The 25122-nt window shown below is 38.2% G+C and carries 21 protein-coding genes and 2 pseudogenes; 12 read left to right on the top strand and 11 right to left on the bottom strand.

Annotation, left to right across the window (positions count from 1 at the left end; all coding sequences use genetic code 11):
- Nucleotides 1-249 precede the first annotated feature (249 nt).
- A complete protein-coding gene (locus tag RCG23_RS02680; RefSeq protein WP_308178473.1) occupies nt 250-687 on the top strand; it encodes a YybH family protein in 438 nt (145 codons plus the stop codon).
- A gap of 47 nt (nt 688-734) precedes the next feature.
- Here the strand turns inward: RCG23_RS02680 and RCG23_RS02675 are convergent, their stop codons facing one another.
- Nucleotides 735-1961 (bottom strand): MFS transporter, encoded by a 1227-nt coding sequence (locus RCG23_RS02675; RefSeq protein ID WP_308178472.1) that lies wholly within the window; start codon nt 1959-1961, stop codon nt 735-737.
- Nucleotides 1962-2674: 713 nt separating this feature from the next.
- Between RCG23_RS02675 and abc-f the strand changes: the two genes are divergently transcribed.
- Complete coding sequence (gene abc-f / locus RCG23_RS02670) at nt 2675-4552, top strand: ribosomal protection-like ABC-F family protein (protein WP_308178471.1); 1878 nt, start codon at nt 2675-2677, stop codon at nt 4550-4552.
- A gap of 464 nt (nt 4553-5016) precedes the next feature.
- On the opposite strand, the gene RCG23_RS02665 is transcribed toward abc-f, so the two are convergent.
- A complete protein-coding gene (locus RCG23_RS02665; RefSeq protein WP_308178470.1) occupies nt 5017-5874 on the bottom strand; it encodes an aldose epimerase family protein in 858 nt (285 codons plus the stop codon).
- 231 nt (nt 5875-6105) lie between these two features.
- Between RCG23_RS02665 and RCG23_RS02660 the strand changes: the two are divergent.
- Nucleotides 6106-7151, top strand: a pseudogene (locus RCG23_RS02660) (LLM class flavin-dependent oxidoreductase).
- Nucleotides 7152-7324: 173 nt separating this feature from the next.
- On the opposite strand, the gene RCG23_RS02655 reads toward RCG23_RS02660, so the two are convergent.
- Complete coding sequence (locus RCG23_RS02655; RefSeq protein ID WP_308178469.1) at nt 7325-7837, bottom strand: DoxX family membrane protein; 513 nt, start codon at nt 7835-7837, stop codon at nt 7325-7327.
- Nucleotides 7838-8136: 299 nt separating this feature from the next.
- Here RCG23_RS02655 and RCG23_RS02650 point away from each other — a divergent pair, with 299 nt between their 5' ends.
- Nucleotides 8137-8457, top strand: coding sequence for a ribonuclease E inhibitor RraB (locus RCG23_RS02650; protein ID WP_308178468.1), 321 nt, complete (start codon nt 8137-8139; stop codon nt 8455-8457).
- Between the two features lie 141 nt (nt 8458-8598).
- Nucleotides 8599-9765: an iron-containing alcohol dehydrogenase gene (locus tag RCG23_RS02645; RefSeq protein ID WP_374049801.1), complete on the top strand. Its 1167-nt coding sequence runs from the start codon at nt 8599-8601 to the stop codon at nt 9763-9765.
- A gap of 1183 nt (nt 9766-10948) precedes the next feature.
- Here RCG23_RS02645 and RCG23_RS02640 read toward each other — a convergent pair.
- A pseudogene (locus RCG23_RS02640) lies at nt 10949-11955 on the bottom strand (multicopper oxidase domain-containing protein).
- Between the two features lie 397 nt (nt 11956-12352).
- On the opposite strand from RCG23_RS02640, the gene RCG23_RS02635 reads away from it, so the two are divergent.
- A complete protein-coding gene (locus tag RCG23_RS02635) occupies nt 12353-13561 on the top strand; it encodes an MFS transporter (RefSeq protein ID WP_308178467.1) in 1209 nt (402 codons plus the stop codon).
- A gap of 482 nt (nt 13562-14043) precedes the next feature.
- Nucleotides 14044-14412 carry a DUF488 domain-containing protein gene (locus RCG23_RS02630; RefSeq protein ID WP_308178466.1) on the top strand — a complete coding sequence of 123 codons (369 nt, stop codon included), beginning with the start codon at nt 14044-14046 and terminating at the stop codon, nt 14410-14412.
- A 184-nt stretch (nt 14413-14596) separates the two neighbouring features.
- Here the strand turns inward: RCG23_RS02630 and RCG23_RS02625 are convergent, their stop codons facing one another.
- Nucleotides 14597-15418, bottom strand: a complete 822-nt coding sequence (locus RCG23_RS02625) for a YitT family protein (protein ID WP_308178465.1) — start codon at nt 15416-15418, stop codon at nt 14597-14599.
- A 237-nt stretch (nt 15419-15655) separates the two neighbouring features.
- On the opposite strand from RCG23_RS02625, the gene RCG23_RS02620 reads away from it, so the two are divergent.
- The 3 genes from RCG23_RS02620 to RCG23_RS02610 all read left to right on the top strand — a co-directional run bounded on the left by RCG23_RS02620 (nt 15656) and on the right by RCG23_RS02610 (nt 19107).
- On the top strand, nt 15656-16747 hold the full coding sequence (locus RCG23_RS02620) for a helix-turn-helix domain-containing protein (RefSeq protein WP_308178464.1): 1092 nt from the start codon (nt 15656-15658) through the stop codon (nt 16745-16747).
- 572 nt (nt 16748-17319) lie between these two features.
- A complete protein-coding gene (locus RCG23_RS02615; RefSeq protein ID WP_308178463.1) occupies nt 17320-18324 on the top strand; it encodes an NAD-dependent epimerase/dehydratase family protein in 1005 nt (334 codons plus the stop codon).
- 267 nt (nt 18325-18591) lie between these two features.
- The gene (locus RCG23_RS02610) at nt 18592-19107 is read left to right on the top strand and encodes a hypothetical protein (RefSeq protein WP_308178462.1); all 516 of its coding nucleotides are present in this window, start codon (nt 18592-18594) and stop codon (nt 19105-19107) included.
- 129 nt (nt 19108-19236) lie between these two features.
- Here the strand turns inward: RCG23_RS02610 and RCG23_RS02605 are convergent, their stop codons facing one another.
- The 5 genes from RCG23_RS02605 to RCG23_RS02585 form a co-directional block, all read right to left on the bottom strand.
- Entirely contained in the window at nt 19237-20208 is a 972-nt protein-coding gene (locus tag RCG23_RS02605; RefSeq protein WP_308178461.1) for an RMD1 family protein, read from the bottom strand.
- 183 nt (nt 20209-20391) lie between these two features.
- A complete protein-coding gene (locus RCG23_RS02600; RefSeq protein WP_308178460.1) occupies nt 20392-20838 on the bottom strand; it encodes a hypothetical protein in 447 nt (148 codons plus the stop codon).
- Between the two features lie 99 nt (nt 20839-20937).
- On the bottom strand, nt 20938-21933 hold the full coding sequence (locus RCG23_RS02595) for a spermine/spermidine synthase domain-containing protein (RefSeq protein ID WP_308178459.1): 996 nt from the start codon (nt 21931-21933) through the stop codon (nt 20938-20940).
- The gene (speD, locus tag RCG23_RS02590) at nt 21930-22340 is read right to left on the bottom strand and encodes an adenosylmethionine decarboxylase (RefSeq protein ID WP_308178458.1); all 411 of its coding nucleotides are present in this window, start codon (nt 22338-22340) and stop codon (nt 21930-21932) included. Before speD ends, RCG23_RS02595 begins: the two co-directional genes overlap by 4 nt.
- A 252-nt stretch (nt 22341-22592) precedes the next feature.
- Nucleotides 22593-22742 (bottom strand): hypothetical protein, encoded by a 150-nt coding sequence (locus RCG23_RS02585; protein ID WP_308178457.1) that lies wholly within the window; start codon nt 22740-22742, stop codon nt 22593-22595.
- Between the two features lie 60 nt (nt 22743-22802).
- Between RCG23_RS02585 and RCG23_RS02580 the strand changes: the two genes are divergently transcribed.
- A complete protein-coding gene (locus tag RCG23_RS02580; protein ID WP_308178456.1) occupies nt 22803-23225 on the top strand; it encodes a hypothetical protein in 423 nt (140 codons plus the stop codon).
- Between the two features lie 246 nt (nt 23226-23471).
- Nucleotides 23472-23996: a glycosyltransferase family 2 protein gene (locus RCG23_RS02575; RefSeq protein WP_308178455.1), complete on the top strand. Its 525-nt coding sequence runs from the start codon at nt 23472-23474 to the stop codon at nt 23994-23996.
- Between the two features lie 309 nt (nt 23997-24305).
- Here the strand turns inward: RCG23_RS02575 and RCG23_RS02570 are convergent, their stop codons facing one another.
- Nucleotides 24306-25022 (bottom strand): glycosyltransferase family 2 protein, encoded by a 717-nt coding sequence (locus RCG23_RS02570; RefSeq protein ID WP_308178454.1) that lies wholly within the window; start codon nt 25020-25022, stop codon nt 24306-24308.
- Nucleotides 25023-25122 lie beyond the last annotated feature (100 nt).

Below are 25122 nucleotides of genomic sequence, written 5' to 3'. Positions count from 1 at the left end.
GTTCGATAAGAGCTGTTAATTATGCTGCCCTATGGGTGGCATTCTTTTTTGTTAAGGCTAAGTCAATTTAACCCGATTTAAAAAGACGAAGTATGCAACTATTGTGATCGAGAAAATCAGATGGCGGCTTAATTCTGTCTTTTTCTTTATATAGAAGATAGTTGAAGAAGGGGAAGCCTTGTGGACGTGGAATATAGTAATAGTAATAAATTAACTTAAATTAATGATAACAATAAAGGGGATGTAGTCATGAGTGTTGTCTTTAGTAAAGTCCAGGACGTTCTGGAAAATTACAAATCTGCTATTTATGAGAAAGATGTTGAGAGATTTTTATCTGCCTACGCTCCTGACATCCACATTTATGATTGTTGGGGACACTGGGAGAGTGCAGGTATTTCTCAATGGAGGGAAACGGTGAAAGCCTGGTTTACTGGTTTAACTGAGGAAGGAGTTTTACTCAAAGTAGATTTTAATGATTTAGTAGTGGAAGAAAATACGAATCTCGCTTTCGTTCATTGTGCTGTTACGTTCGCTGCTCACAACGAATCTGGAGAGAAACTTCGTCAAATGACAAATAGATTCACATTTGGTTTGAGAAAAGAAAATGAATCTTGGACCATAACACATGAACATTCATCATTGCCAATTAATATGGAAAATGGGAAGGGTATTTTTAATTTAAAGTAAGAACGACCATCTTTTTACGAGTCAAAAAAATAAATGAAACTCGCCGATCACACAGCTCGGCGAGTTTTTGTATTGATTTGTTCTTTTGTAAGTGTCTTTTGTTTTTTATCAAAGTGATGACTCAGGAAAGTGAGAAGACTTGCACAGATAGCAACTAATCCACCGACCCATGTCACATTCAACAAATTTCCTTGATGGTAAACGATTCCTCCTAATGCAGAACCAAAGGCGATACCGACATTGCTTGCGACTGGCATCAGTGAAGCAGCGAGTCCTGTCGCTTTTGGCTGATAAATACCGGCAAGGTCTATCAAATAAAGCTGGGTAGATGTGGTTAAAAGGATGGCCATTAATGACATCAAGCCAATGTTAATTAACCCAAACATAAAATTATTAGTCGTCCAAAACAAACTGATCAGAACCATTGCTTGAACAAGGAAAACAAATCGAAGGCGTCCAATAGGATTGTAGCTGGCAATTTTCCCCGCGAGGATGTTGCTGAAAATCGAAATAAATCCGTAGCCAAACAAGATCAAACTGATTGAGCTACTTGGAGCTTCCATTCCTTTCAGAATTGGAACAAGATACGTATAAACGGCATACGTCGCTCCAAATCCTAGAGATGGAATGAAAAAAGCCATTAAGATTCGGGGGTGTGTCAGCAATGAAAATTGATCGCGCATCGAACTCCGAACTTGACTGAGTTTTTTAGGCAAAATAAAGAAAGATGCCAAAAACGCCATTCCACCCAAAAAAGTTGTTAACAGGAAGGTTGCATTCCAGCCGTACCATTCAGCAACGACAGTGCCAATCGGTACTCCAATTACGTTTGCAAGAGTAAAACCACCGAAAACGAATGATATAGCAAGCCCTCGTTTTGCGATTGGCATGGTTTCACTTGCAACAATCATAGCAAGAGAGATTAAAACTCCTGTGACAATTGCCGTCAGCATCCGAAGTGCAAGAAGCATGATGTAGCTCGTCGAAATCACACACAAAGCATTCAGGATGATGAACGATCCTATCAAAAACAACATCCATTTTCGCTTTGGAAAATGGCTTGTTGCTGACATCACGAGTGGTGTGGCAATGGCAAACGTAATTGCAAACGCAGAAACGAGTGTGCCTGCTTTTGCATTTGTCATATGAAGACTCGAGGAGATATCGGTTAAGATCCCGACAATCACAAATTCGCTTGTCCCGAGAACAAATGTTAACAAAGTAAGTGTTAAGATAAGCAACCAATGTCGCTTAGATAATTCAGTGGCTTGCATAAATACCTCTTTTCTTAGTTGCGTATAAAAGTTTAATAGGGTAGGTAAACAATCTAATTATCATACCATAAAACATTTTTATGAGGAAAACCATTTTTTTGCTTTTATCTAAATCACGACAGTTATATCTAGCACATTATTGGAGAATAATGCCCGATTTTAAGGGAGAAGTAAAATTTACCAACTACATTATTTACAAAATAATGCAGAAGTGAGATAATAAAGAAAATTTCGGAGGGGGAAAGTAAGTTTATGGAACCAACTAATTGCTAATATTAATTAATTTTAAAATTAATATGGATTTTGTAATGAGTGTTAATTTACCTATTAAAATTAGGTTTATTTGTTATGCTCTTTATGGAATTAAGGCATTTAGAAGGTAACTTACTTTACTGAAATCGAGATTATAATTTATGGATATTTCATGAGTTGAAATATTCCGCCAGACTGCTGGTTTGATGTATAGGCATAATAATGTGTTTTTTTGAAGTGTACATTTTTGCTTAGACGTCTCTAAATTATTTTCATTGAGTATTCAAGACTGTAAGAAGAAACCATCTTCTTATGGTCTTTTTATTTTACAAATAAATAGTAAAAAAAAATCTTCTTTACCCTGTCCATAAAAAGCGTAACTTAGATTATGGATGAAAGTAGGAATTATTATGTTAGAAATGAAATTAAAATGCGTTAAAAAATTTATGGAAGCCACACTCGTGGTTAAAAATATAACCTTTGAAGCTTATGAAGGAGAGAAAGTTGGCATCGTAGGTGCAAATGGAAGTGGAAAGAGCACGATTCTTAAGTTGATTGCTGGAATAGAGCCGATGAATTACTATCCAGGTTACCCGCAAACCTCAAGCCCTGGATATGATGAAGGCCTTATTAACTTGCCGAGAAGTGCTACAAAGGCATACCTCGAACAATCGCCTCTGTATCCGGAAGGCTTAAAAGTCATCGATGTTTTAAACATGGCTTTTGAGGAGATTGACAGCATTGAAAGTCTAATGCGCGAACTTGAAGAGCAAATGAAAACCTTGGAAGACACTGCACTGGAAAAAGCCTTGAAAAAATACAGTGATCTTGTTCAATTATTTGAAGTAAAGGGCGGATACGAACGGGAAGAAAAATTAAGCAAGGTTTGCACAGGGCTTCAATTTACTGAAAGCTTTTTAAACAAGGATTTTGATTTATTAAGCGGGGGTGAAAAAACGACAGTCGTGCTTGGAAAGCTCTTGATTCATAATCCGGACATCTTGCTGCTTGATGAGCCTACGAATCATTTGGATATGGATTCGATTGAATGGCTCGAAGGCTATCTTAAGAGCTATAAGGGAATTGTCATTATTGTATCCCATGACCGCTATTTTCTGGACAATGTAGTTTCAAAAATAGTGGAAATCGAGGATATGGAATCAATATCCTATAAGGGCAACTATTCGTCTTTTATCAGCCAAAAAGAAGAAAATATGCGCATTCAATATGAGCATTTCAGAGAGCAGCAAAAAAAGGTCAATAACATGGAAAAACAGGTTATGAGTCTGAGAGACTGGGCGATGAGGGCAGATAATAACAAGTTCTTTAGAAGAGCTGCGAGCATACAAAAAAAGCTCGATAAAATGGAACGAATCGATAAGCCGGTTTTCGAGAGACGGAATATGCGATTGGATTTCAAAGCTGCCGGGCGGTCTGGTAATGAAACCATTAAGGCGATCGGGCTTTCTAAAAGCTATGATGACAAAGTTATTTTGAAAAACGCAGATGTAATGATTCATTATGGCGAGAGAGTGGGACTGATTGGTCCTAATGGCAGCGGAAAAACCACCTTTTTGAAGATGCTTTTAGTTGAAGAGCAGCCGGATCATGGTGTTGTGAAACTAGGCGCGAATGTGTTGGCGGCCTATTTACCACAGAAAATTACCTTTAAAGATGAAGAGTTAACATTGCTGGAAGCATTTAGGGAAGACATTTCGATAGTGGAAGGAAAAGCACGGGAATATCTTTCAAAATTCATGTTTTATAAAAGCAGCGTCTTCAAAAAAGTTAAGCATTTGTCCGGTGGAGAGAGGATCAGGCTAAAGCTAGCCATGCTGTTATTTCAAGATATAAACCTATTAATACTTGATGAACCCACAAACCATCTTGATATTGATTCCATCGAAACCCTTGAGGAAGCCCTCGATGACTTTAAAGGAACGATATTCTTTATCTCTCACGACAGATATTTTATCAATAAAATCGGTGAAAGAGTAATTGCTGTAGAGGACCATTCCTTGAAAAGCTATCCTGGAAATTACGATTATTTTAAAAGTGAAAAAGAGAAGGCAAGCCTGAAGGAAGTGAAAGAGCCTGTTGTAAAAGCTGACAAAGTGAAGAAACAAAGAAATAATCCTGAAGATTCCAAGACAGAAGCAGCAAAGGCTAAGGCTCTAGCAAGTATTGAAAGACTTGAAAATGAAATAAGAGAGATTGATACAACCATGGCGGCCGACCATATGGATTATGAGAAGCTAAATGAACTTTATGTCAGGAGAATGGACTTAAGTAAAGAGCTGGATGCTGTTATGGATTTGTGGTTGAGTTTTGGTGATTAATTAAAGGTCGATGTCTGAATAGGGTTACGGGGTGCATTAGCTGGCATAATAATGTAATGTAAAATTAGCAAAAATTAAAAATGAATAGAGGGTTACTATGTCAGTTTCAGATTTTGAAGCACTAAAAAAGTGGAATCAGATTCCCAAAGATTTTCAAGAGCGTCTCTTAACCAATGTTTTCTGTTCTAAATGCTTTGAAACACGGGTTGTGGATTATTCTATAAATAGTGATAAATTTGGCATCGTCATTAGAGGCAAGTGTGAGAAATGCGGTAGGGACATAGCTAGGGTCGTTGAGGATTAAGAATATTCCTTTCTTCACAGCTAAAGTGAGTATGTACATTATAAGGTGCAAATTGAGATGGGTTATGGAAATTTGATAATGAAAATTGTGAGAGCCTAGTCCCTTGACGGATTAGGCTCTCCTCATGTTTAAACCTTTATGATAAAGCAGCTTGATGTGGCTAAATCGAGATTGCGATCGATGTTTGTAGTGATTCATTAGGGCTGATTCTTGTCAATTCTTCTTTCCTGTTTAACTCATCTGTTTTCGCCATCCAGGGCTCAACACAAACGAAATCCTTTCCTTCTTCAGACCAGAGTACAACATAAGGGAAATCCGGATTATACGTTAAATTGATTGAGCTACCGATGTCATCTAGAAAAAATTGAAAAGCACCCGTTTTAGTTTTTAATGCATAGGATTCTTTTTGATCAATATCAATTACCTTGCTGAATTTTTTAAATTCCATATCGTTATAATCCAGGTATTCGGTTGCATCCGTATCAATTTTTAATTGTTTTGTTGTTGTTTTAAAATAAGGATGAAACCCGGCATAGATAGGCATTTCCTCTTTTGAATGGTTTTGGTATTCTTGCTCAATGGTTAGTTTGTTATTGTGCAAGATATATTTGAATATTAATGTAAATTGAAAAGGGTAAGAGGTTAAAGTTTCACTATTACTTTCTAATTTCATCGTGATTGAGGCTTCGTCTGACCCAGTTTTAATATCCTTGACTTGCCATGGAAGATCGCGGGCGAATCCATGATTTTTCATCTTATAGGTCGTTCCATTCCATTCATACTCGCCATTTTCTAGCTGGCCAGAAATAGGGAAGAGAATGGGAATTCCGCCTCGAATGTTTTTTTGTTTATCGTGTAGAGTTGCTTCGTTTAAGAATAGCAGTTCTTTGCCCTGAAGTCCGAGGTTTGTAATAATCCCGCCGCGTTCCGGTACCACCTTTAACCAGGAAGAATTCGCTTTATTGCGCAATTCGATAAAGGTGAGATTTCCTTCTTTGTATTCCTCTTGTATGTACATTCCGTTTCTACTCCTTTTGTTTTTGCAGTTCTTAATCACAGTTTACCGTGTATGGTATTTAGTATCCAGTTTAGTTAATATCCTATACGGATTTTAAAAAGCACCTTTTTGGTGGCCGTCACATGAATCTCGATATTAATTCGTCAAGAGGTTCAAACAATTAAATTGTATATTAATATGGAAACCATTAAAATTTTTATAAGAAACATACATTTTAGAGGGGGAAAATCATTGGAAATCGGTATAAGCACATTTGTAGAAACAACACCAGATGTTCAAACAGGAGAAGTAATTAGCCATGCACAGCGTATACGCGAAGTAGTGGAGGAAATTGTCCTTGCTGATCAGGTAGGACTGGATGTCTTTGGTGTAGGAGAGCATCATCGCAAAGATTATGCAGCATCATCTCCTGCTGTTATTCTGGCAGCTGCGGCGTCACAAACGCAGCGTATCCGGCTGACTAGTGCTGTAACTGTACTCTCTTCCGCTGATCCGGTCCGAGTATTCCAGGATTTTGCGACGGTTGATGCGATTTCAAACGGCCGCGCGGAGATTATCGCCGGAAGAGGTTCTTTCATTGAATCATTTCCATTGTTTGGTTACGATTTAAGGGACTATGACGAACTGTTTGAAGAAAAGCTGGAGCTCTTGCTGAAAATCCGTGAGTCCGAAAAAGTAACGTGGAGTGGCGGGCAACGTCCGGCGATTCCTAATCTGGGTGTATACCCGAGGCCTTTCAAAATCCCTTGCCCGTGTGGGTAGGCAGCGGTGGGAATTCCCAGTCTGTCATTCGCGCAGGATTGCTCGGACTGCCGCTCGTGTTGGCAATTATCGGAGGAAGCCCGCGTCATTTCGCACCGCTCGTTAAGCTATATAAAAGGACAGCAGCACAGGCCGATGATCTTTCTAAGCTGACAGTGGCCTCACATTCCCATGGCTTTATTGCGAAAACCACTGACGAAGCAGCCGAGAAATTTTTCCCACCAACCCAGCAGGCCATGAATGTTCTAGGACGGGAGCGCGGCTGGGGGCATTATGACCGATCAAGCTTTGATGCTGCGAGAAGCTTTGAAGGAGCGTTATATGTTGGCGATCCGGAAACGGTTGCGCAAAAGATTATCGATCTTCGAAAAAACGTAGGGATAACCCGTTTCCTTCTTCATGTGCCTGTTGGAACCATGCCTCATCAAGATGTCATGAAAGCCATTGAACTGCTGGGCAAAGAAGTTGCACCACGGGTAAGGGAAGAAATTTCAGCCTGGGAATCTAATCTTTAAACAATAAAAACCCACAGCAACTGGCTGTGGGCTTGTTAAAGCTTATTGTTGATTTTGACAAGATGTTGATTGGCGAGCCTGGAGCAGAAATCAACACGCAAGTTAAACAGAACTTTTTAAAAAGAAAGCACCTTATCGCGGAGGGGGTATTCCGGTTTAAGGTGCTTTTTCTATTAAACATTTTGTTTAACTGTATGGTTGTTTTCTTTAAATGTAGTTCTGCGGATAAAAGGAATAACCCAGCGGTCTAAACCGATTTTACCAGCGTTGAATCCAGCAGTAAGGATAATCACACCAAGCAGGATATCCATTGGGTTGCTGGATACGGTACCAGCCATTACATAAGCAAAGTTCATCACTAATCCGAAGAACATGGCAGCAGTAGTCAGGCATCCAAGAATAAGTCCTAAGCCTACAAGCAATTCGCCCCATGGAACCAATACATTGAAGATATCAGCATTAGGAAGTGCAAAGCTTTTTAAGAAAGCTAGATAAGTTGCATAAACAACGCTTCCGTCCGGACCCTTAACCGGATTGGCGATCGCGCCTTTTAAGAATCCTGATGTATCAAAACCGCCGGTGATTTTGTGCAAGCCAGCTTCAAACCATGCATAGCCAAGATATAAACGAATGAATGTCAGGATGATAGCAGAGACTTTGTTTGTTCTTAAAACTTGATTTAACATATTAAAGACCCCTTTATTAATTATTATTAATAACTTGATTACACTGTTATTATAGTATTTTCATTTTGAAATGACGTCCGTTTTTCCATGAATTCACAATTCCGTAAAAACATTATGAACAAATTATTACAGAGACTTAAATGGGTAGTTTTGAAAGGCTAGCGTGCATTCAAGCTAGCTATTTCATTTTTGAATATTAAGAGGTAAACTATACTTTTTGAAATATATCTTTATGGTTAGTCGAAAAGATTTATGTGAAGTATAATGACAACAATGAATGAGGTTAAGGAGGAAAACAAATGAAATTTCCAAATGATGCTGATGGAGATGCTTTACGCAGTTTATATAATGATGGAGTAAATTTTAAAAGACCACAGTCAGTTGAATTTTTTGTGGCCGTGCCTGATAAAGCAACAGGTGAAAAATTATCACAGGTATTAAAAGAGGAAGGATTCAATTCTTTCTTAGACCAGGATGACGAAACTGACGAGTGGACATGCAGTTGTTCTAAAAAAATGCTCTTAAATTATAGTGAATTAATTAAAATACAGAAAAAATTAGATGAGCTAAGTAAACCACATGGTGGTTATTCTGACGGCTGGGGTGTGTTTGTAGATTAAAAGAATCGGCAGAACTAAAGGGTATTCTTTAGGATTCTACTCATGAAGGTTTTTTCTCACCCGGTATGTGCCGATTATTATATAGTTTTAAAGGACACCGTTATGAGGTGCTAATTAATATAATGAAAGAAGAGATGACGTGTGATTAATTTTTTACAAAATAATCCTACTCGGCTATTGTTCGGAGAAGGACAAATCCAAAAACTTCCTGAGGAATTAGGTCAAAAAGGTCTTAAAGTCTTGGTCGTATATGGTGGTGGAAGCATTAAGCGAAATGGTGTATATGATGATGTCATTCGTGAATTAAAAAACGCTGAGGCTGTTGTATTTGAACTATCTGGAGTAGAACCAAACCCTCGATTAAGCACAGTCCAAAAGGGCGTTGATATTTGTAAATCTGAAGGGATAGATTTTTTACTAGCAGTTGGTGGTGGAAGCGTAATCGATTGTACGAAGGCAATTGCTGTTGGTGCGAAATATGATGGGAACCCATGGGATTTATTTACACGAAAAGCTCCTATCGAATCAGCTTTACCAATTGGTACCGTACTTACCCTTGCTGCTACAGGTTCAGAAATGAACGAGGTTTCCGTCATTACCAATTGGGAAACGAACGATAAACTTGGCTGGGCATCACCTCTTGTTTTTCCAACATTCTCAATTTTAGATCCGACTTATACATACTCTGTTCCTCGTGATCAAACTGTATATGGCATTGTCGATAGCATGTCGCATGCCTTGGAGTCGTATTTCCACCGCACAGAAAACACGCCAATGATTGATGGTTTTATTGAATCCATATTAAGAACAGCTATTGATAATGGACCAAAGCTTCTCAATCAATTAGATTCATATAAATACAGAGAAACAATGATGTATATCAGTACCACAGCTTTCAATGGGACTCTCTCGAATGGGACAGATGGCGGAGATTGGGCTACACACCGAATTGAGCATGCCATTTCTGCCATTTATGACATTCCACATGGCGGAGGTCTCGCTATCCTATTCCCGAATTGGCTTGAACATGTACTTGAAGAAGATCCAAGTCGGGTTAAGCAGCTTGCGACAAACGTATTTGGTATAAAAGAAGAAGGAATGACAGATAAAGAAGTTGCAAGAGAAGGCGCGAAGGCTTTACGTGATTTCTGGAATTCACTTGGTGCTCCTAGTCGCTTAGCGGATTATCAAATTGATGATAAACAATTTGAATCAATTACCGTGAAGACATTTATTAAACCAGGAGTAGGAACTTACAAGGAACTTGACTCAGAAAGTGTCATGGATATTTTAAAGCGATCATTATAAAGTTAAAAACACGTTAAGAGGCCTTATCAGGTGAGTTTGTTCAATAAGGTGTGTCTGATGCAAGTTAAAATAATAAAAGAAAACTCGCCTATTTACGTAACGGGACTGTAAATCGCAGGAGGAATCTCACCACCAATCAAAAGCAATTCACCAATTAATACACAGGATAATCCACTTAAAGAATGGCTCGAAGTTTTTTCCAAGCCATTCTTTTTTTATGCTCTATTGGATAAATTGTTGTTTTTTAGAAGGGTCTCAATTTTAACCGTTTTACTTTATAAACGGTCTCATAAAACCCAGTTATCTGACTGAAGGCAATTCCTTATTTCAGACAGACGCAGGTAATAAACGGCATGTCTTGTCCGAATAACCCCTTCATTCAGACTAACGCAGGAAAAAATCGGCATGTCTTGTCCGAATAACCCCTTCATTCAGACTAACGCAGGAAAAAATCGGCATGTCCTGTCCGAATAACCCCTTCATTCGGACTAACGCGGGAAAAAATCGGCATGTCCTGTCCGAATAACCCCTTCATTCGGACTAACGCGGGAAAAAATCGGCATGAGCTGTCCGAATAACCCCTTCATTCGGACTAACGCGGGAAAAAATCGGCATGTCCTGTCCGAATAACCCCTTCATTCGGACTAACGCGGGAAAAAATCGGCATGAGCTGTCCGAATAACCCCTTCATTCGGACTAACGCGGGAAAAAATCGGCATGTCCTGTCCGAATAACCCCTTCATTCGGACTACCGGAGGTAAAAATCGGCATCTCCTGTCCGAATAAGACTCGCATTCAGACTAACGCAGGTAATAATCAGCTTTTCCTGTCCGAATAAGACTCGCATTCGGACTATCACCAGGCATTTCCTTATTTTCCTGTAGGAATTAGCCTTGAATTTACCTTGTGAATTTCTGCAAGATGTTCAAATCCTCGGTTTAATTCACACCATAAATCGCAATAAATTTACATCCCGTCTATTAATAATCACTGTGAAATTCTATGTGAAAAGTTTGTAAAGGTGTATAAAAACCTTGCTATAACAAAAAACACACGATATTTCCTTTGGAAAATGCCGTGTGTTTCTCTGTGTGTGATTTTTATGTTTGCATCTCTAAAGTGAGCCCATTTCTTTTAACGGAACATTATAACCTCAATAAACCTTGCTTCTTTTATAAAAATTTTAATGTACCATTACTTCGCTGCTATCATCAAGTCCGTCTTTTGTAACTTTCAGAACGCCGCTTGCACCTTTTGTTGCTTGGTTGAATTGGTGGGAGACAAATGGGTAGCTGCCTTCCTTGGCTACGGTGAATTCTACAACTGCACCGCCACTTGCTGCCAACATGACGGTTTGCAATCCTTTCATATGGTTAAATGGATTTCCATCCATATAGACGTCATCGAAGAGGGTGCCGACTACATGGAAGCTGCTGACTTCATTGGGCCAACGTTTAATACATAAAATCTTACTTTGTCGCCGACTTTTGCAAGGAGCGGGTGATTAACCATGGCACCGACTGTACCGTTTGTATTAGGGTCACCTTCCTTTAAAGCTTTAGTTGAAAGGACGACATATTTAGGTGTGCCATTCGTGAAATCTTCCATGTCATTGTATTTGTACCATTCGTTTTGAATGACGACGTATTCGCGGTCTACTTGATTATCAGTTGGATAACCAGCTTTTGGTTTAACAATAATCATACCGTGCATCCCATTTGCGATATGTGTTAGAACTGGTTTTGTACCACAGTGGTACATAAATACCCCAGGATTGTCTGCGTTATAAGTGAATGAACCCGTTTTGTCTGGCATTACATTAGCAAAATCCTCAGATGGCGCAGCATGGACGGCATGCATATCCATACTATGCGGAATGGCTGGATCCATGTTTGTTAATTTGAAATTGATTTTATCACCTTGGTTAACGACAACGACTGGTCCCGGTGCTTCGCCGTTGAAGGTCCATGCTTTATATACATCGCCCTCAGTAATATTAATGTCTGTGATTTGAGCAGTCATTTCAACGTTTACTTCATGCTCGCTAATTCGATTTATTTTGATCGGAGTAGGTTTCTGGTTTACATGTTCATGGGGTCCGAATACTTTTGTGATTGCATTTGCCTTAGATTCTCCTTGGGCTTTCATCGGGGTAGAAATATTGTCCTTTCCACAAGCACTTAACACCATAACAGAAGTGACCATAATTGCAGCAACTCTTGTAAACTGTCCCATTTTATAACCCTCCACTTAGACTCCTAATATATTTGTTTATCAATGATTACACTTATATTTTAACTTTTGTGAAAATTATCCTTGTGATTTCAATCACGGAAACCTCGAGGGTTGGTGAACATTTTGTGAAGTGTTGAGCAAATTGTATTACCACAATAATAATGTTAATAATCTGCGTCACGACCTAGTTTATGAACTTGGGACGTTTTCTCTAAAGAAAGAAAAATCATTTCAGATACCGAATATTTCGGGAGTGAAAATAATTGTTTTTTATGATAATATGACAATATAAGTAAATGATCATATTAAAAAGTTTAATATATTTGTACTTTTGCTGGGAGATGAAAACAGCGTGCTAACATGGAAAAGGAATTTGTGGGTACTTTGGGTCGGTGTCTTTTTTACAGCAGCAAGTTTTTCCATGGTGATTCCTTTTTTGCCTTTATTTCTTCTGCAAATAGGTGTACACCAGCACACAGAGATGTGGTCTGGCCTGATATTTAGTTCTGCGTTTTTTGCAGGTGCGATTGCTTCGCCTTTTTGGGGGAGGATGGCGGATAAATACGGGAGGAAACCAATGATCGTCAGGGCAGGTATAGCCCTGTTTGTCATCTATACCTTGATGGCGTTTGTTACGAATCCGTATGAAATATTAGCATTAAGAATTCTTCAGGGCTTATTGAGTGGATTCATTCCAGGCGCAATTGCTTTAATAGGCACGAACACACCAAGCAATCAAGTGGGATATGCCCTTTCCCTCATTTCTTCAGCCGCCGCAGCAGGGCAGATTGTTGGCCCGTTGTTTGGTGGCGGAATAGCTGAACTGGTGGGAAACCGCTGGGCTTTTGCCACTGGTGGGATTATCGTAGGCCTTGCGACATTACTGATTATTTTTTGGGTAAAAGAAGAAAACTTTAAACCAAGCAAGGAAAAGGGTTCTATTAAAAAGGACTTTAAAGTGGCGCTCGGCAACCATCCTTTCCTGCTAGTACTGATTCTAACACTGGTTGTCAGTTGTTCGGTCATGACCATAGAACCGGTTCTTCCTTTATATATTGTGAAGTTGGGAGGATCTTCTGATAAAGCTTCGTTGATTGCAGGGATTGTTTTTTCACTCCCCGGTATCGCCAGTACTCTATTTGCTCCTTTTTGGGGAAAATGGGCTGACAAAGTTGGATTTCAGCGCGTTTTATTTATTGGGCTGCTGGGCGGAGGGCTGGGCACATTAGCTCAGATTGTATTCACTCATATTTTTGGTTTTTCTATGATCAGGTTTGTTTTTGGAATCTTTTTCTGTGCCGTTTACCCGGCTCTAAATGGCCTTGTCGTAAGGTCAACACCGGAGGATTTCCGTGGCAGGGCATTCAGTTTGCATCAAACTGCAAACCAATTAGGCGGGATGGTCGGTCCCGTGATTGGCGGATTCCTTGGTGGAATTTTTCCTGTCCAAAGCGTATTTGTGGTGACAGGAATTTTACTTTTAGCAGCCACGGGAACAGTTTATTGGAATGCTGGTGAGCTAAACAGTACTTTAAAAAGAAAATTAGTCCCTGGAAAGTAAGTACTTATTGTGAATGAAATTGTTTTTAATAATGGCTGTTTTCTAAAAGATTGTTGTTTTGCAAATAGGTTTTTAAAAGCAAATCGTTGAAAAAGAAGTTGATTGAGTGGAAGGGGCGCGCTCCTCGAAAATGCTCTCGCATTTCCTTCGAGCGGTGTTGATTCTAGGAAGCTGATTCAACGCCCCGCGGAAAGCGAGCATCCTGGAGTGGAAATCAACTACTCCTTATATAGCACCAAAGTATATGAAACAGCCTTAATAATTGAATCGCTTAAAAGAGAATAGCCAAATTGCTACTCTCTTTTTTTTAACCTATTAGGTAAAAAGTAATTTTCTTAAAAATAGAATGGAATTCTTCTTTTAAGCTTGTGAAGAAGGAAGAAAAAACTTTTTGGTGACTTACACTTTTTGTCGACAAATTCAACCGATTAGAATGGACAATTATGTTGAATACTTTAACATGCACATTTGGAGGTAGTCTGATGCAAGAAATTTTTCTGAAAAGAATTTACGAACCCTATGATGATGCGGATGGCTGCCGGGTTTTAATTGACCGCTTGTGGCCAAGAGGAATATCAAAAGAGGCTGCAAACTTGGATTATTGGTTAAAGGAGATTGCTCCAAGCAGTGATTTGCGAAAATGGTTTTGTCATAAACCTGAGCTCTTTGAGGAGTTTACGGCTAGATATCTTGATGAGTTGCAAACCAATGACCTGCAAAGGAATGCTGTTCAACAGATACTTGACCTAACAGCAAAGGGAAGAGTCACCCTCTTATATGGTGCAAAGGATCCCGTCCATAACCATGGAGTTGTGTTGCTTGAAGGAATTAAAAAATCGACACGGCCGTAGTCATTTTTTCGTTTAGGAAATTATTAAATTAAATGAAGTGGATAACTTCTACCAAGTTGTATTAATCTAGCTCCAGCGCCCAGCCCCTCGGGGTCATAAGCCAAATCACTCCAGAAATCAGGATTTCCTGCGTGATTCGTCTTATGTCTGTCGGGGCTAACCAGGACGCTTACGCCTTTTGTTATTAGTTCTTTCGGAAGCGTCCCATCACTTCAAGGGTTTGTGTGATGTTTACAAATGCTTGCGGATCAGTCATTTTGATTGTATGTTTTGTTTCATTTAGTTCAAATTTAGTGATAACCGTTGTTAGGACTTTTTTAGGTTTATGAGTGTAGGCACCTTCCGCATTAGTTATCGTGATTCCCCGTGCGTGTAAATGGATAAGAGCGTCACTGAGTTCTTGATATTTTTCGGTGACAATCGTTAAGGTTAACTTGTTTTGTGTTGTGTAAACCATATCAACTGCACGGCCAGCTACATAAATAGCGATAATCGTATATAAAGTGATATTCCATCCAAAAACAAGGCCGGAAATACCGACAACTAATAGATTCATACAAATATTCAAAAATCCTACCTGAAGATTCCTTTTTTGAGAAAGGATGAGACTGATAATATCAGTTCCGCCAGTTGAACCGCCAATCCGAATTATAGTCCCAACGGAAATTCCATAAAGCGCACCGCCAATAATAGAAGAAAGTAAAATATCGTTGCTAATCGCATGAATGGGAATAAATTTCATACTAAAGGATAATACGAGAACTGCGTATATCGTGAATAATATAAATCGTTTTCCTAAATATTTAAGACCTAATAGAAATAATGGAATATTGATAATGAGAACAATCCAGCCAGTATTGATATGTAAAAAATGGTGAATAAAAAAGGCAATACCGGTAACTCCGCCTGAAGCTAATTTATGTGGAATGAAAAAAGAATTAACAGTCAATCCGAAAAGAAAAGCACACAGTCCAATCGTAATAATATGAAAGATTAAGCGGAACAAGATAAACACCTCGATCATTTTCCTCTTCAATATAGTATGTGATAATTTATTTCGTTTTAGTAATAAGAAAGAAAAAACGCTCTTACATCAGAATCTATTATTTTGAGCGGTTCTACCGCCGGTTGAATTAAGAAAAATCCAATAATTCAACCAGCTGTTGATAGGCTGCTGAAAGGGTGTATGCTAAGATAATTTTAACAGTGCGCGCTGGTCAATTTGGTTATTGGAGGGGTTTACATGCTCGATACACGTAAGATAGGGGCTTTTATTTCAAAGCTTAGGAAAGAGAAAGATATGACACAAATGGAACTTGCCGAACAATTAAATGTGAGTCATCAGGCAGTGTCAAAATGGGAACGGGGTGAATCACTTCCCGATATTGCTACTCTTCCGCTGATTGCTAAATTTTTTATTATCACGTTAGATGATCTTGTAAATGCCGGCGAAAATCGGAATTTCTCCCACGTTGGCAAAATAGTGGAGGAGATTGCAGAGAATAGGACAGAACAGCTAGCAGAAATGATCAATGATGGAGAGGTCAACATGGAGGAACTGGTTGAGATTGCCCCGATGCTGAAGGCAAGCACTCTTAATAAGGTCTCGGAAAACTTAAACCCAAAAAGCATCAATTTAGAGCAGATCAGGAGACTGGCTCCATTCCTTGGCACAGATGCGTTAGCTGAGCTAGTTAGTCATGAAACGGAGAATTCAGTAAATTGGGATATTATAACAGGCGTAGCACCATTTCTCAGTGGAAACCTATTATCCGGGTTAGTAGAAAAATCAATGAACGAAGGTTCTTTGGAGGCAAAGCAGCTGCTCAGAATTGCTCCTTTTTTGGAAGGGGATAGCCTAGATAAATTAGTTCTGCAGCTGGAAGAAGGCACTGTAAGCTGGGAGATTGTCCAGGCTATTGCTCCATTATTGGGCAGAGAGTCCCTCAATCGGCTAGTCGATTTGGTGGTGGATGAAAAAGTAGATGCAAAGCGGATTGTAAGGATTGCTCCTTTTCTTGATCAGGAACATCTTGAAAAACTGGTCCAAAAAGCTGAAGAAGGCACCTTGGATTGGAAAATTATTGAAAGGCTTGCGACGTTTTTGAGTAGTGATACCCTAAATCGCATGGTAAACCTGGTGGTGGATGGAGCAATAGATGCAAGAAGAATCGTATCGCTTGCACCATTTTTAAGCAAAGATAATATAGAGGAATTACTCGAAAATATCGAATTGGAAAACCTTAACCCCAATATACTAGCAAGCCTTGCTCCATTTGTTGAAAAAGAAACTTTGAGCAAAATGGTCACATCTCTATTAACACAGGTGAAATAGAGCTTGGGGATCATATCATATGAAATAACCCTTTAGTGAGTGGGATTATCCCCTTCAGGCAGACAATGATTTTTAACCGTCTATCTGGGAGGGGATTTTTTATCGTCTAGGAAATTATAAAATTAAATGATGTGGATTCTTCTACAAGTTGTATTAATCTAGCTCCAGCACCCAGCCCCTCGGGGTCATAAGCCAAATCACTCCAGAAATCAGGATTTCCTGCGTGATTCGTCTTATGCCTGTCGGGGCTAACCAGGGCGCTTGCGCCTTTTGTTCTGTGGAAATTATTAAAAAGGAATTAGTTCAATTGAACAGCTGGATAGCTTAATTACTGCATTACTAAGTTTGAAGGAACAAGCATATATATTAGAAAAGAAAAGTGTATTGAAAAATCAGAAAATTAATGATTTAATAAAGACTGTACAGTCTATTTCAATGTAACGCTGTGCCCAATTGCCAGTGCTTCAACACCTCTTTTAAAGAGCCATTTATTTAATGAAGCCTTTTGGTATAGGCACCATTTGGCCTGCAATTGCCCGTTTGTAAATAAAGAAGAGAAGTGAGGGGTCAGAATGAAGGTATTAGTTATTGGCGGGACTAGATTTATAGGTCCCATTGTTATTTCTCAACTAGTCAGCCAGGGTCATGAGGTAGCCGTTTTTAATCGAAATCAAACAAAAGTAGATTTTTCAAATAAAGTTGTGCAAATTACAGGTGACAGAAATGACATCGAAGCTAGCATCGAAGAATTTAAGAAGTTTAGCCCTGAGGTCGTTTTAGATATGATTCCATTTAATAAAGAAGAGGCGAGGAGAACGGTAGCCGTTTTCGAGGGAATAGCTGAAAGAATCGTTGCCATTAGCAGTGCAGATGTTTATCTTTCTTATGGAAGATTGATAGGAACTGAGCCGGGTGAATCCGTAGAGACACCGTTACTCGAAACATCCCCTTTAAGAGAAAAACTGTATCCATACCGGGAACAGGCGCAGCCAGAGGACTGGCGATATCACTATGATAAAATCCCTGTTGAAAAAGTATATTTATCTAGTGAAAAAATAGCTGGAACAGTTTTAAGATTGCCAATGGTGTATGGACCTGGGGATCGCCAGCACCGACTTTTTCCCTATTTGAAAAGAATAAATGACCATAGACCGTATATTCTTTTGGATGAAGGCTACGCGAAATGGAAGACTACAAGAGGTTATGTCGAAAATGTCGCCCATGCTATTGTTCTGGCGATCCTTAATCCTGCTGCCAGCAATGAAATATATAATGTATCCGATTATAATTCCCCTGAACAGGAATGGGTACAGCTAATTGGCGAGCATTCTGGCTGGAGAGGATCTCTTGAAATCATTGAAGCGGGGAAAATTTCTCTGGGAATGAATATTAATCAAAGTATTAATATGTCCTCGGAAAAAATTAGACTTGAACTCGGTTATACGGAAATCGTTTCATTGGAAGAAGCGCTTAAGCGGACGATCGAGTGGGAGAACAGTCATCCTCCAGACTCTATTTCTGAAAAAGATTTCGATTATGACATGGAAGACCGTTTAGTAAAAGAGAAGAGTTTATAACAGGGATTCATCCAGATGGAATTTCATATTTAAAGCGTTAGTCTAGCAGGACATGGCCTTTGGGGGTCATGTCCTTATTTAATTAATAGAAACGCTATAATATTTAAGTATGGCAGTTTTAAATTGAGTGTGAATTCTATGTATAATACTTATATATAATCTTACAAATTTATTAATAACATTTAAGATGTAAAACAATCGCCTTTTGGTAGAAATACCTATTCGAGGAATTAGAGGACGATTAATTTGAGTGAAAGGAGAGTATCTATGGTCAAGGTTAAATCGGTAAAAATTGATGGCGACGATATCCATTACTTTAATACTGCGATATATATCTTTGAATCCAGTTCGGGATATACCTTGGAATTAGGTATGGTAGTAAGTGAGGTTGTTTTAAGAAAATATAAAAATGAAGAAAATCTAATTTTAGAGATTGAATTACAAGATGGCAGAGTGTTCAATACAATTATGCATCCGCAAGGTATGTCAGGAGGGTTACCTCAACTTCATTTATACTGTCCTTTAAATGATATTGAAGATTATCAAGATTTCCAACTAGTGAAAGAAAATGATTTTTCGTTTCCAAAAATAGATGAAGGCATCACCTTAGAGGAAATAAGAAAATATGAAATGCCTAATGAAAAGGTCAATTTAAAATTAAATTTACCTATCGATCAATCAGAATGGCTCGCTAAGCAAAAAAAGGGGAATATAGATAAAATTTTTAAAGAAGCCATTTATGACTACTGGAAAAAACAGTCGACTAATTCCCAATTCAACTAACCCGATTGATCCAGATGGCATGACTGTTGAAAATGTCAGTAAGAATGGTTAATGCTGAGTGCGAGAACTTTTTATCCGTATTTCAATACAAAGGTGCATGCTCTCAAGTGGGGCATGCACCTTACTATGTCACGGAAGCCATCCCAAAATTCCAAACACAGTTAGAAGAATCTCAATCACAATAAGTATCACGACGATCCATTCCACGAATAGTCCCCGGATCGAATGGCTGATGGTGGAAAAGCCATCCATGATGTTATATAAAATCTCCGTTTTGCTTTTCATAATTTTATAGCGATCATTCAATTCAAAAAAATTGAGCATCCTATCGTAAAATTCACCGGCAGCACTGCTGGTCCATGTTATCTCTGGCTTGTCCAGAATCATGATGTAGGCAAGGGTGTTATATTCGTGGCGAACGATTTTGGCAGTCGTCCTTGCAAGCTCCTTGTTGCCGATTCTCAGCTTGCCTTTCTCCAGCCGGTCAATCATCGTTTCGAGGCTGTCGTTGATGTTTCCGAGCTGTTCCTCCGTTTTCTCCAGTGCCACCGATTTTGCGAGCACAGTCGAAATTAATTCAGGGTAGAAAATCTCATATTCAGGTACCACTACATATTGATCGGTCAACTCGATGTTTTCGGTTTCTTTAATGCGAAGGATGTAATCATCGGAATACCTGTCAGCATTTTTAATATCAATGTCCGGTTCGAAGGAATGGATGAAGTTCAAAATGGACTTTATCTCAAAGTATTGTGAGAAATTGATGAAAACAATGCTGCCAAACGAAAAAATGAGCACCAATTGGGATTCGTCCACATTTTTATTAAGGATGGATGTTAGATTATCGCCTCTTAAGGTTAATGGCTGTTCCCAGGTGAATTTTTTTGGAATGCCACAGTGAATGGCGATTTTATTCAAATCAATTTCATTCGTGATGGCAAATGCTTTAAAGGTAATTTCCTTCATCTTCAACACTACTTTCAGCGAATTGATCATTTTTCGATTAGTATCAATTATTGCCAAAAAACTACTTGGACAATCATTGCCATTATTAAAGGGTATGCTTTTTGTCATCGTCACAATACTCGCAAATAATGGCAATTGTAAGTCCCATTTAGTTGTTTACCACCAGTTGAGTATAAGAAAAAAGCCGATTTTTCCTATGATGAGGATAATCGGCTTTTCTTATCCTTATTAGAATTAAGTAAAGTGTCAGTAGAGAATCTGAAAAAACAAAAGGAAATCTTTCGGTCTTTAGACGATAATTCTGTCCTTGTGTTCTTGCTAATAGTCGAGTAAATGTACAGTTAGTGCGGATCTATTATATCTTGGTTGTCTTCCTTTTGGAACAAAAGTATCGGCAATAAAAATTCCAATTTCATCTCCAGCGTTCAAAAATGCTTGGATTGTTTTTCCTGTAACTGTACGTATGTTGACCGCGTCAAAAAAAGAACCGATAAGTGGGTCAGATCCATTAGCACAGAGGTTAATATTGAATAAAACGGATTGTCCTTCTTCTAAAATAACGGATACATCTGCGGTTATATGATATACGCCTGATTTGTGAATGCTAATTCGATTCGTAGCAACATCAGGTCTAGTATTCTGGTACGGTCCTGCTACATCAAAATCAACAAGGTTTCCCGCTACAATAGGAAGAATATTACCCTCCGGAAAATTCTGTTTGTATAAAGATCCATAAGAATAGGGTTTTATGTTTTTGGTTCTCATATTTCATCCACCTTGATAGTATGTTGAAACGTGAAATATCTGGAATCATTCCTTTGATTGAATGGGAATCAGGATAGGCAATTCAGTATGATTATCCTGTTATATTTTCGAAACTGCTTCACTCAAAAATAGAATTTCTTTTATAAAAATATCATGCAATACTGACTTCTTTTTTGTATTAACGACCGCAGCCCTTTGACCTCTTAACATTGCGCGAGGGAAATAAGCCATATCTTTAAGTTTGGAAGGTAAAGTCTGGTGCTGCACTTCCACTCGTTTTTTCGACCACCTTAAGGACTTTGGCGATCCGATATGAAATCCCCAATCTCCAAAAGACGGAACGATCGTATGATAACTAAGTGTACTAAATCCTGCACCTTCGATTGTTTTTCTTATACTCCAAAAAACAATGGGTGTTTCCTGGGGGGAGTTTGATTGACAAACAAACAATCCATCATCAGCCAAAGAACGTTTTAAAAGGGAATAAAATTCGATTGTATAAAGATCACTGATGATCCGGTCTGTCGGATCAGGGAAATCTACAATTATAATATGATAAGGAGAATGTTTGGAAGCAAGAAATTCAACCGCATCTACAGGATGAAGCTTTACACGGGAATCGTACAGAGAGTAATCGTTAAGAGCGGCTAAACTTGGATTATTTTTGGCAGCCTTAAGTACTTCAGGATCTAAATCAACAAGATCAACGCGTTTGACATCTTTATATTTTAATACCTCTCTGACAGCAAGACCATCACCTCCGCCTACTATAAGGACTCGTTTCCGCTTACGCGCGAGACAGAATGCAGGGTGGACCAATGCTTCGTGGTAAATTCGTTCATCCAAGGAGCTAAACTGCAACTGCTCATTTAAATACATTCTAATATCACTGGTTTTAACAATATGAATGTTTTGGAAGTCACTTTTTACCTTTAATAAATTTTTATGTTTGCCATTCAAAATCGAATGTAATCCGATGCGGTCCCACTTATCGGCAAAGTAATTAGGAGTGTCTTTATGCTGTAGTGTGGTATTGGTGTTGTGGTTATACTTATGAGAAAACCTTGCTTTTTTCCTTCGCTGCCTTCTGTTCAAGTGGAGTTCCCTCCTATTGAAGGATCAATAGTTGTGATTTCTTCACATTTAATCAGTTGAGGATGGGAAATACCACGGTCAATGGAATACATCATTGCTTTTTTTGTAGATAATTCTTTTAAAAGAAAATTTACTGGGGCAATAAGGTCAGGATTCCCGCACGTATATAAATCAAATGACGCATATCTTTCTTCAGGCCATGTATGAATGGAAATATGAGAAGTGGATAAAACAAGCATTCCAGTTACTCCTTGGGGCTGAAATTGATGGAAATAAGAGTACAAAATCTCCATACCTGCATCTAAAGCCGCTTTTTTACACAATTTTTCTAAAAAAGTGACATTGTTCAAATGTAAAGAATCACACTCAAATCCATCAATAATTATATGCTTTCCTTCAATGGTCAAAGTCTAATCATTCCCCTCCTTGTTCCTTTGAGCATATTTTATGTGATTTTTTAAAAATATTTTGTGTGCATGTCTTGGTTTTGGGAAATTGAACGAATTTAATGATTCAAACAAATTGAAGTAAACCTATTTCAGGTATTTCCAACTCCGTTCTCACTATTATTTTGGGCTAGGTTTTTGTGCCCTTTAGTTTAGTGGGAAATTACCTATTTTATTAATTTATAATAATCTAAATGCCCTAACCATTAATAATCACTTCGAATAACTTAATAATAAAGATTCATAAAGGAGGGGTATAATTGAAAAAACATCATCCGCACCGACATCGTCACCGACATCCGCATCCACATTCGCACCGACATCCACATCCACATCCACATCCGCACCGACATCCACATCCAAAAGAATCCAGCAGTGTTGAGTCCAGTAGTATTGAGTCCAGCAGTTGTGAGTCCAGTAGTGTTGAGTCAAGCAGTTGTGAGTCCAGTAGTGTTGAGTCAAGCAGTTGTGAGTCCAGTAGTATTGAGTCCAGCAGTTGTGAGTCCAGTAGTGTTGAGTCAAGCAGTTGTGAGTCCAGTAGTGTTGAGTCAAGCAGTTGTGAGTCCAGTAGTGTTGAGTCAAGCAGTTGTGAGTCCAGCAGTGTTGAGTCAAGCAGTTGTGAGTCCAGTAGTATTGAGTCAAGCAGTTGTGAGTCCAGTAATTTTGAGTCAAGCAGTAGTGATGATTGTCACAAATGCCATGACTTCAATAAGTGCCATCATTGTCATAAATGTCATTGTAAAGATAATAAAGAATGCGATTGTTTATGTAAACTTCTTGAAAAATTCACCGGCTTTGATGTTATTATCACTACAAAGACAGGTAACACAATCATTGGCAACCTAAAAAAAGTGACAGAAGATTGCTGTGTAAAAGTGATAGAACCAGAGGTAAGATCACCTTTCATACCTAAAAGACTAACAGTTATAAAATGTAAAAGTATTGAAAGCTTTTCAATTGAAATGATGTGAAGATAATTTCCCAAGAGGAAGTGGAATTATTCCCTTCCTTATATTATTTTTCTCGTTATCAAAGATGAAAAAAATGTATTTTATATAAAAATAGGAAAAACCTTAAAATTAAGGGGGTATTATGGCGCAGGTTACCGTGGTAATTCCTTTTTATAACTCAGACTTGTATATTGTAACGGCAGTGAAGAGTGTAATTGATCAAACCTATGGAGATTGGCAGCTCTTTTTAATTAATGATGGTTCAACTGATAATAGTAAATGTATGATTACACCGTTTTTAAATGACTCACGTATCAAACTGTTAGAATTTGAGGAAAACCAGGGGCAATCTATGGCACTTAATCTAGGTTTAAATCATACAGATACCCCCTATTTTCTTGCCTTAGATGGGGATGATTGGCTATATCCAAACTCTCTTGAATTACTAGTCTCAGAAATGGAAAAATCAACTGAAGATATTGGAGTGATAGGTGGTAACATTAACATCGTTTGGGAGTACAAAAAGAATAAATATCATTCTAGAATAGTTAGCAGGCCATTTTATGATAAATATGAGTTTTTATTGGCTAATCAATCTGTTTGGCCACGGTTTTTTAGAACTTCCGTTTTGAAAAAAGTGGGAGGATGGTCAACAAACGACCCATGAAATGGAAGGTATGCGGAGGATATCAGAATACTCTCTAAAATCCTTGAATTGTATCATGTGCAATGGGTAAATTACCCACTTTTGTACCATAGAAAACATAAAAATAATCAAAGCAATCAATTGGATGTATATGGTCAGGCATTGGAATGGATGATTAAAGAAAATTTAAAGAAATGGAAGAGTCCTTATAAACCCATCTTTTCAACTAATTCAGATGGGTGGAAACGCCTAATAAAATTTGACCCAGATTGAAAGATTATTAGATTAAAATCATCATGTTGTAAGGAAATGAGTAATCTTTTCGTTTTTTTACGTTTTACTAACGATGTTTTCGAAACTATCTGTTTTTGAAACAAACAAACTATGGCTTTTTAATAGGTGGTCGGTGGCATCAGAGGTATGATGATGAGGAAAGCTGTATCTGAAATATGCATAATCGTTTTTTGATAGTGAAAGGATTTTTATACCATTTTCTAAACATGATTTTTGAAAAACAGTGTCTTCACCTTGATTGATTGAAGGAAAGGTGACGGTATTAAAAAGCTCTTTTTTAAATGATAATGTTGCTCCGCTTAGTAAACAGCTGCATTGATTGCTGCTGTTTTTCTTAATCCATAAATTCTCCCGATTTGGGTTGAATAATCGTAGTTCTTGTTGCTGCTTAAAATATATATAAAAGGATGCTTTGCCAACCATCATGGCATTCGTTTGAGTAAGAGCATCGAATGCTTCACTTAAATAGTTGGCCCCGTAATAGTCATCATCATCCATTTTTGCAATGAAATCATATTTTGCTAACTGGCCACCTTTATTTAAACATTCTCCCAAAGTCATCTCTTCGGAAAAATGCAGCAAAGAATAATCTAATGTTGTTTTTTCTAAAACCTCTCTCACCTTTAATACATCTATTTTTAAAGAATGAAGGATGATCAATAATTCTTTGTTTCTTATCGTTTGTTTTTGAAAATTGGAAATGATGTTTTTTAAAAACCATTCCCTGTTTGTGCAGGCTACAACTGAAATCAATTATGGTCCCTCCAAAAAATTAATAAGCAGATGAAAATGTTTTTTTTGATGATATAGTTTATCATCCCATACAAGCTCTCTTTTAAACTCATACGATACA

The sequence above is a fragment of the Neobacillus sp. PS3-34 genome, from assembly GCF_030915465.1.
Classification (GTDB): Bacteria; Bacillota; Bacilli; order Bacillales; family Cytobacillaceae; genus Neobacillus_A.
Note: the sequence above shows the minus strand (reverse complement) of the source record. Positions and strands in the feature narration are given on the sequence as shown.

Bases quoted from the DNA above. Each gene is read 5' to 3' on its own strand.
- RCG23_RS02680 (WP_308178473.1), top strand. From the start codon at position 250: ATGAGTGTTGTCTTTAGTAAAGTCCAGGACGTTCTGGAAAATTACAAA.
- RCG23_RS02675 (WP_308178472.1), bottom strand. From the start codon at position 1,961: ATGCAAGCCACTGAATTATCTAAGCGACATTGGTTGCTTATCTTAACA.
- RCG23_RS02665 (WP_308178470.1), bottom strand. From the start codon at position 5,874: ATGTACATACAAGAGGAATACAAAGAAGGAAATCTCACCTTTATCGAA.
- RCG23_RS02655 (WP_308178469.1), bottom strand. From the start codon at position 7,837: ATGTTAAATCAAGTTTTAAGAACAAACAAAGTCTCTGCTATCATCCTG.
- RCG23_RS02650 (WP_308178468.1), top strand. From the start codon at position 8,137: ATGAAATTTCCAAATGATGCTGATGGAGATGCTTTACGCAGTTTATAT.
- RCG23_RS02630 (WP_308178466.1), top strand. From the start codon at position 14,044: ATGCAAGAAATTTTTCTGAAAAGAATTTACGAACCCTATGATGATGCG.
- RCG23_RS02620 (WP_308178464.1), top strand. From the start codon at position 15,656: ATGCTCGATACACGTAAGATAGGGGCTTTTATTTCAAAGCTTAGGAAA.
- RCG23_RS02615 (WP_308178463.1), top strand. From the start codon at position 17,320: ATGAAGGTATTAGTTATTGGCGGGACTAGATTTATAGGTCCCATTGTT.
- RCG23_RS02610 (WP_308178462.1), top strand. From the start codon at position 18,592: ATGGTCAAGGTTAAATCGGTAAAAATTGATGGCGACGATATCCATTAC.
- RCG23_RS02600 (WP_308178460.1), bottom strand. From the start codon at position 20,838: ATGAGAACCAAAAACATAAAACCCTATTCTTATGGATCTTTATACAAA.
- RCG23_RS02575 (WP_308178455.1), top strand. From the start codon at position 23,472: ATGGCGCAGGTTACCGTGGTAATTCCTTTTTATAACTCAGACTTGTAT.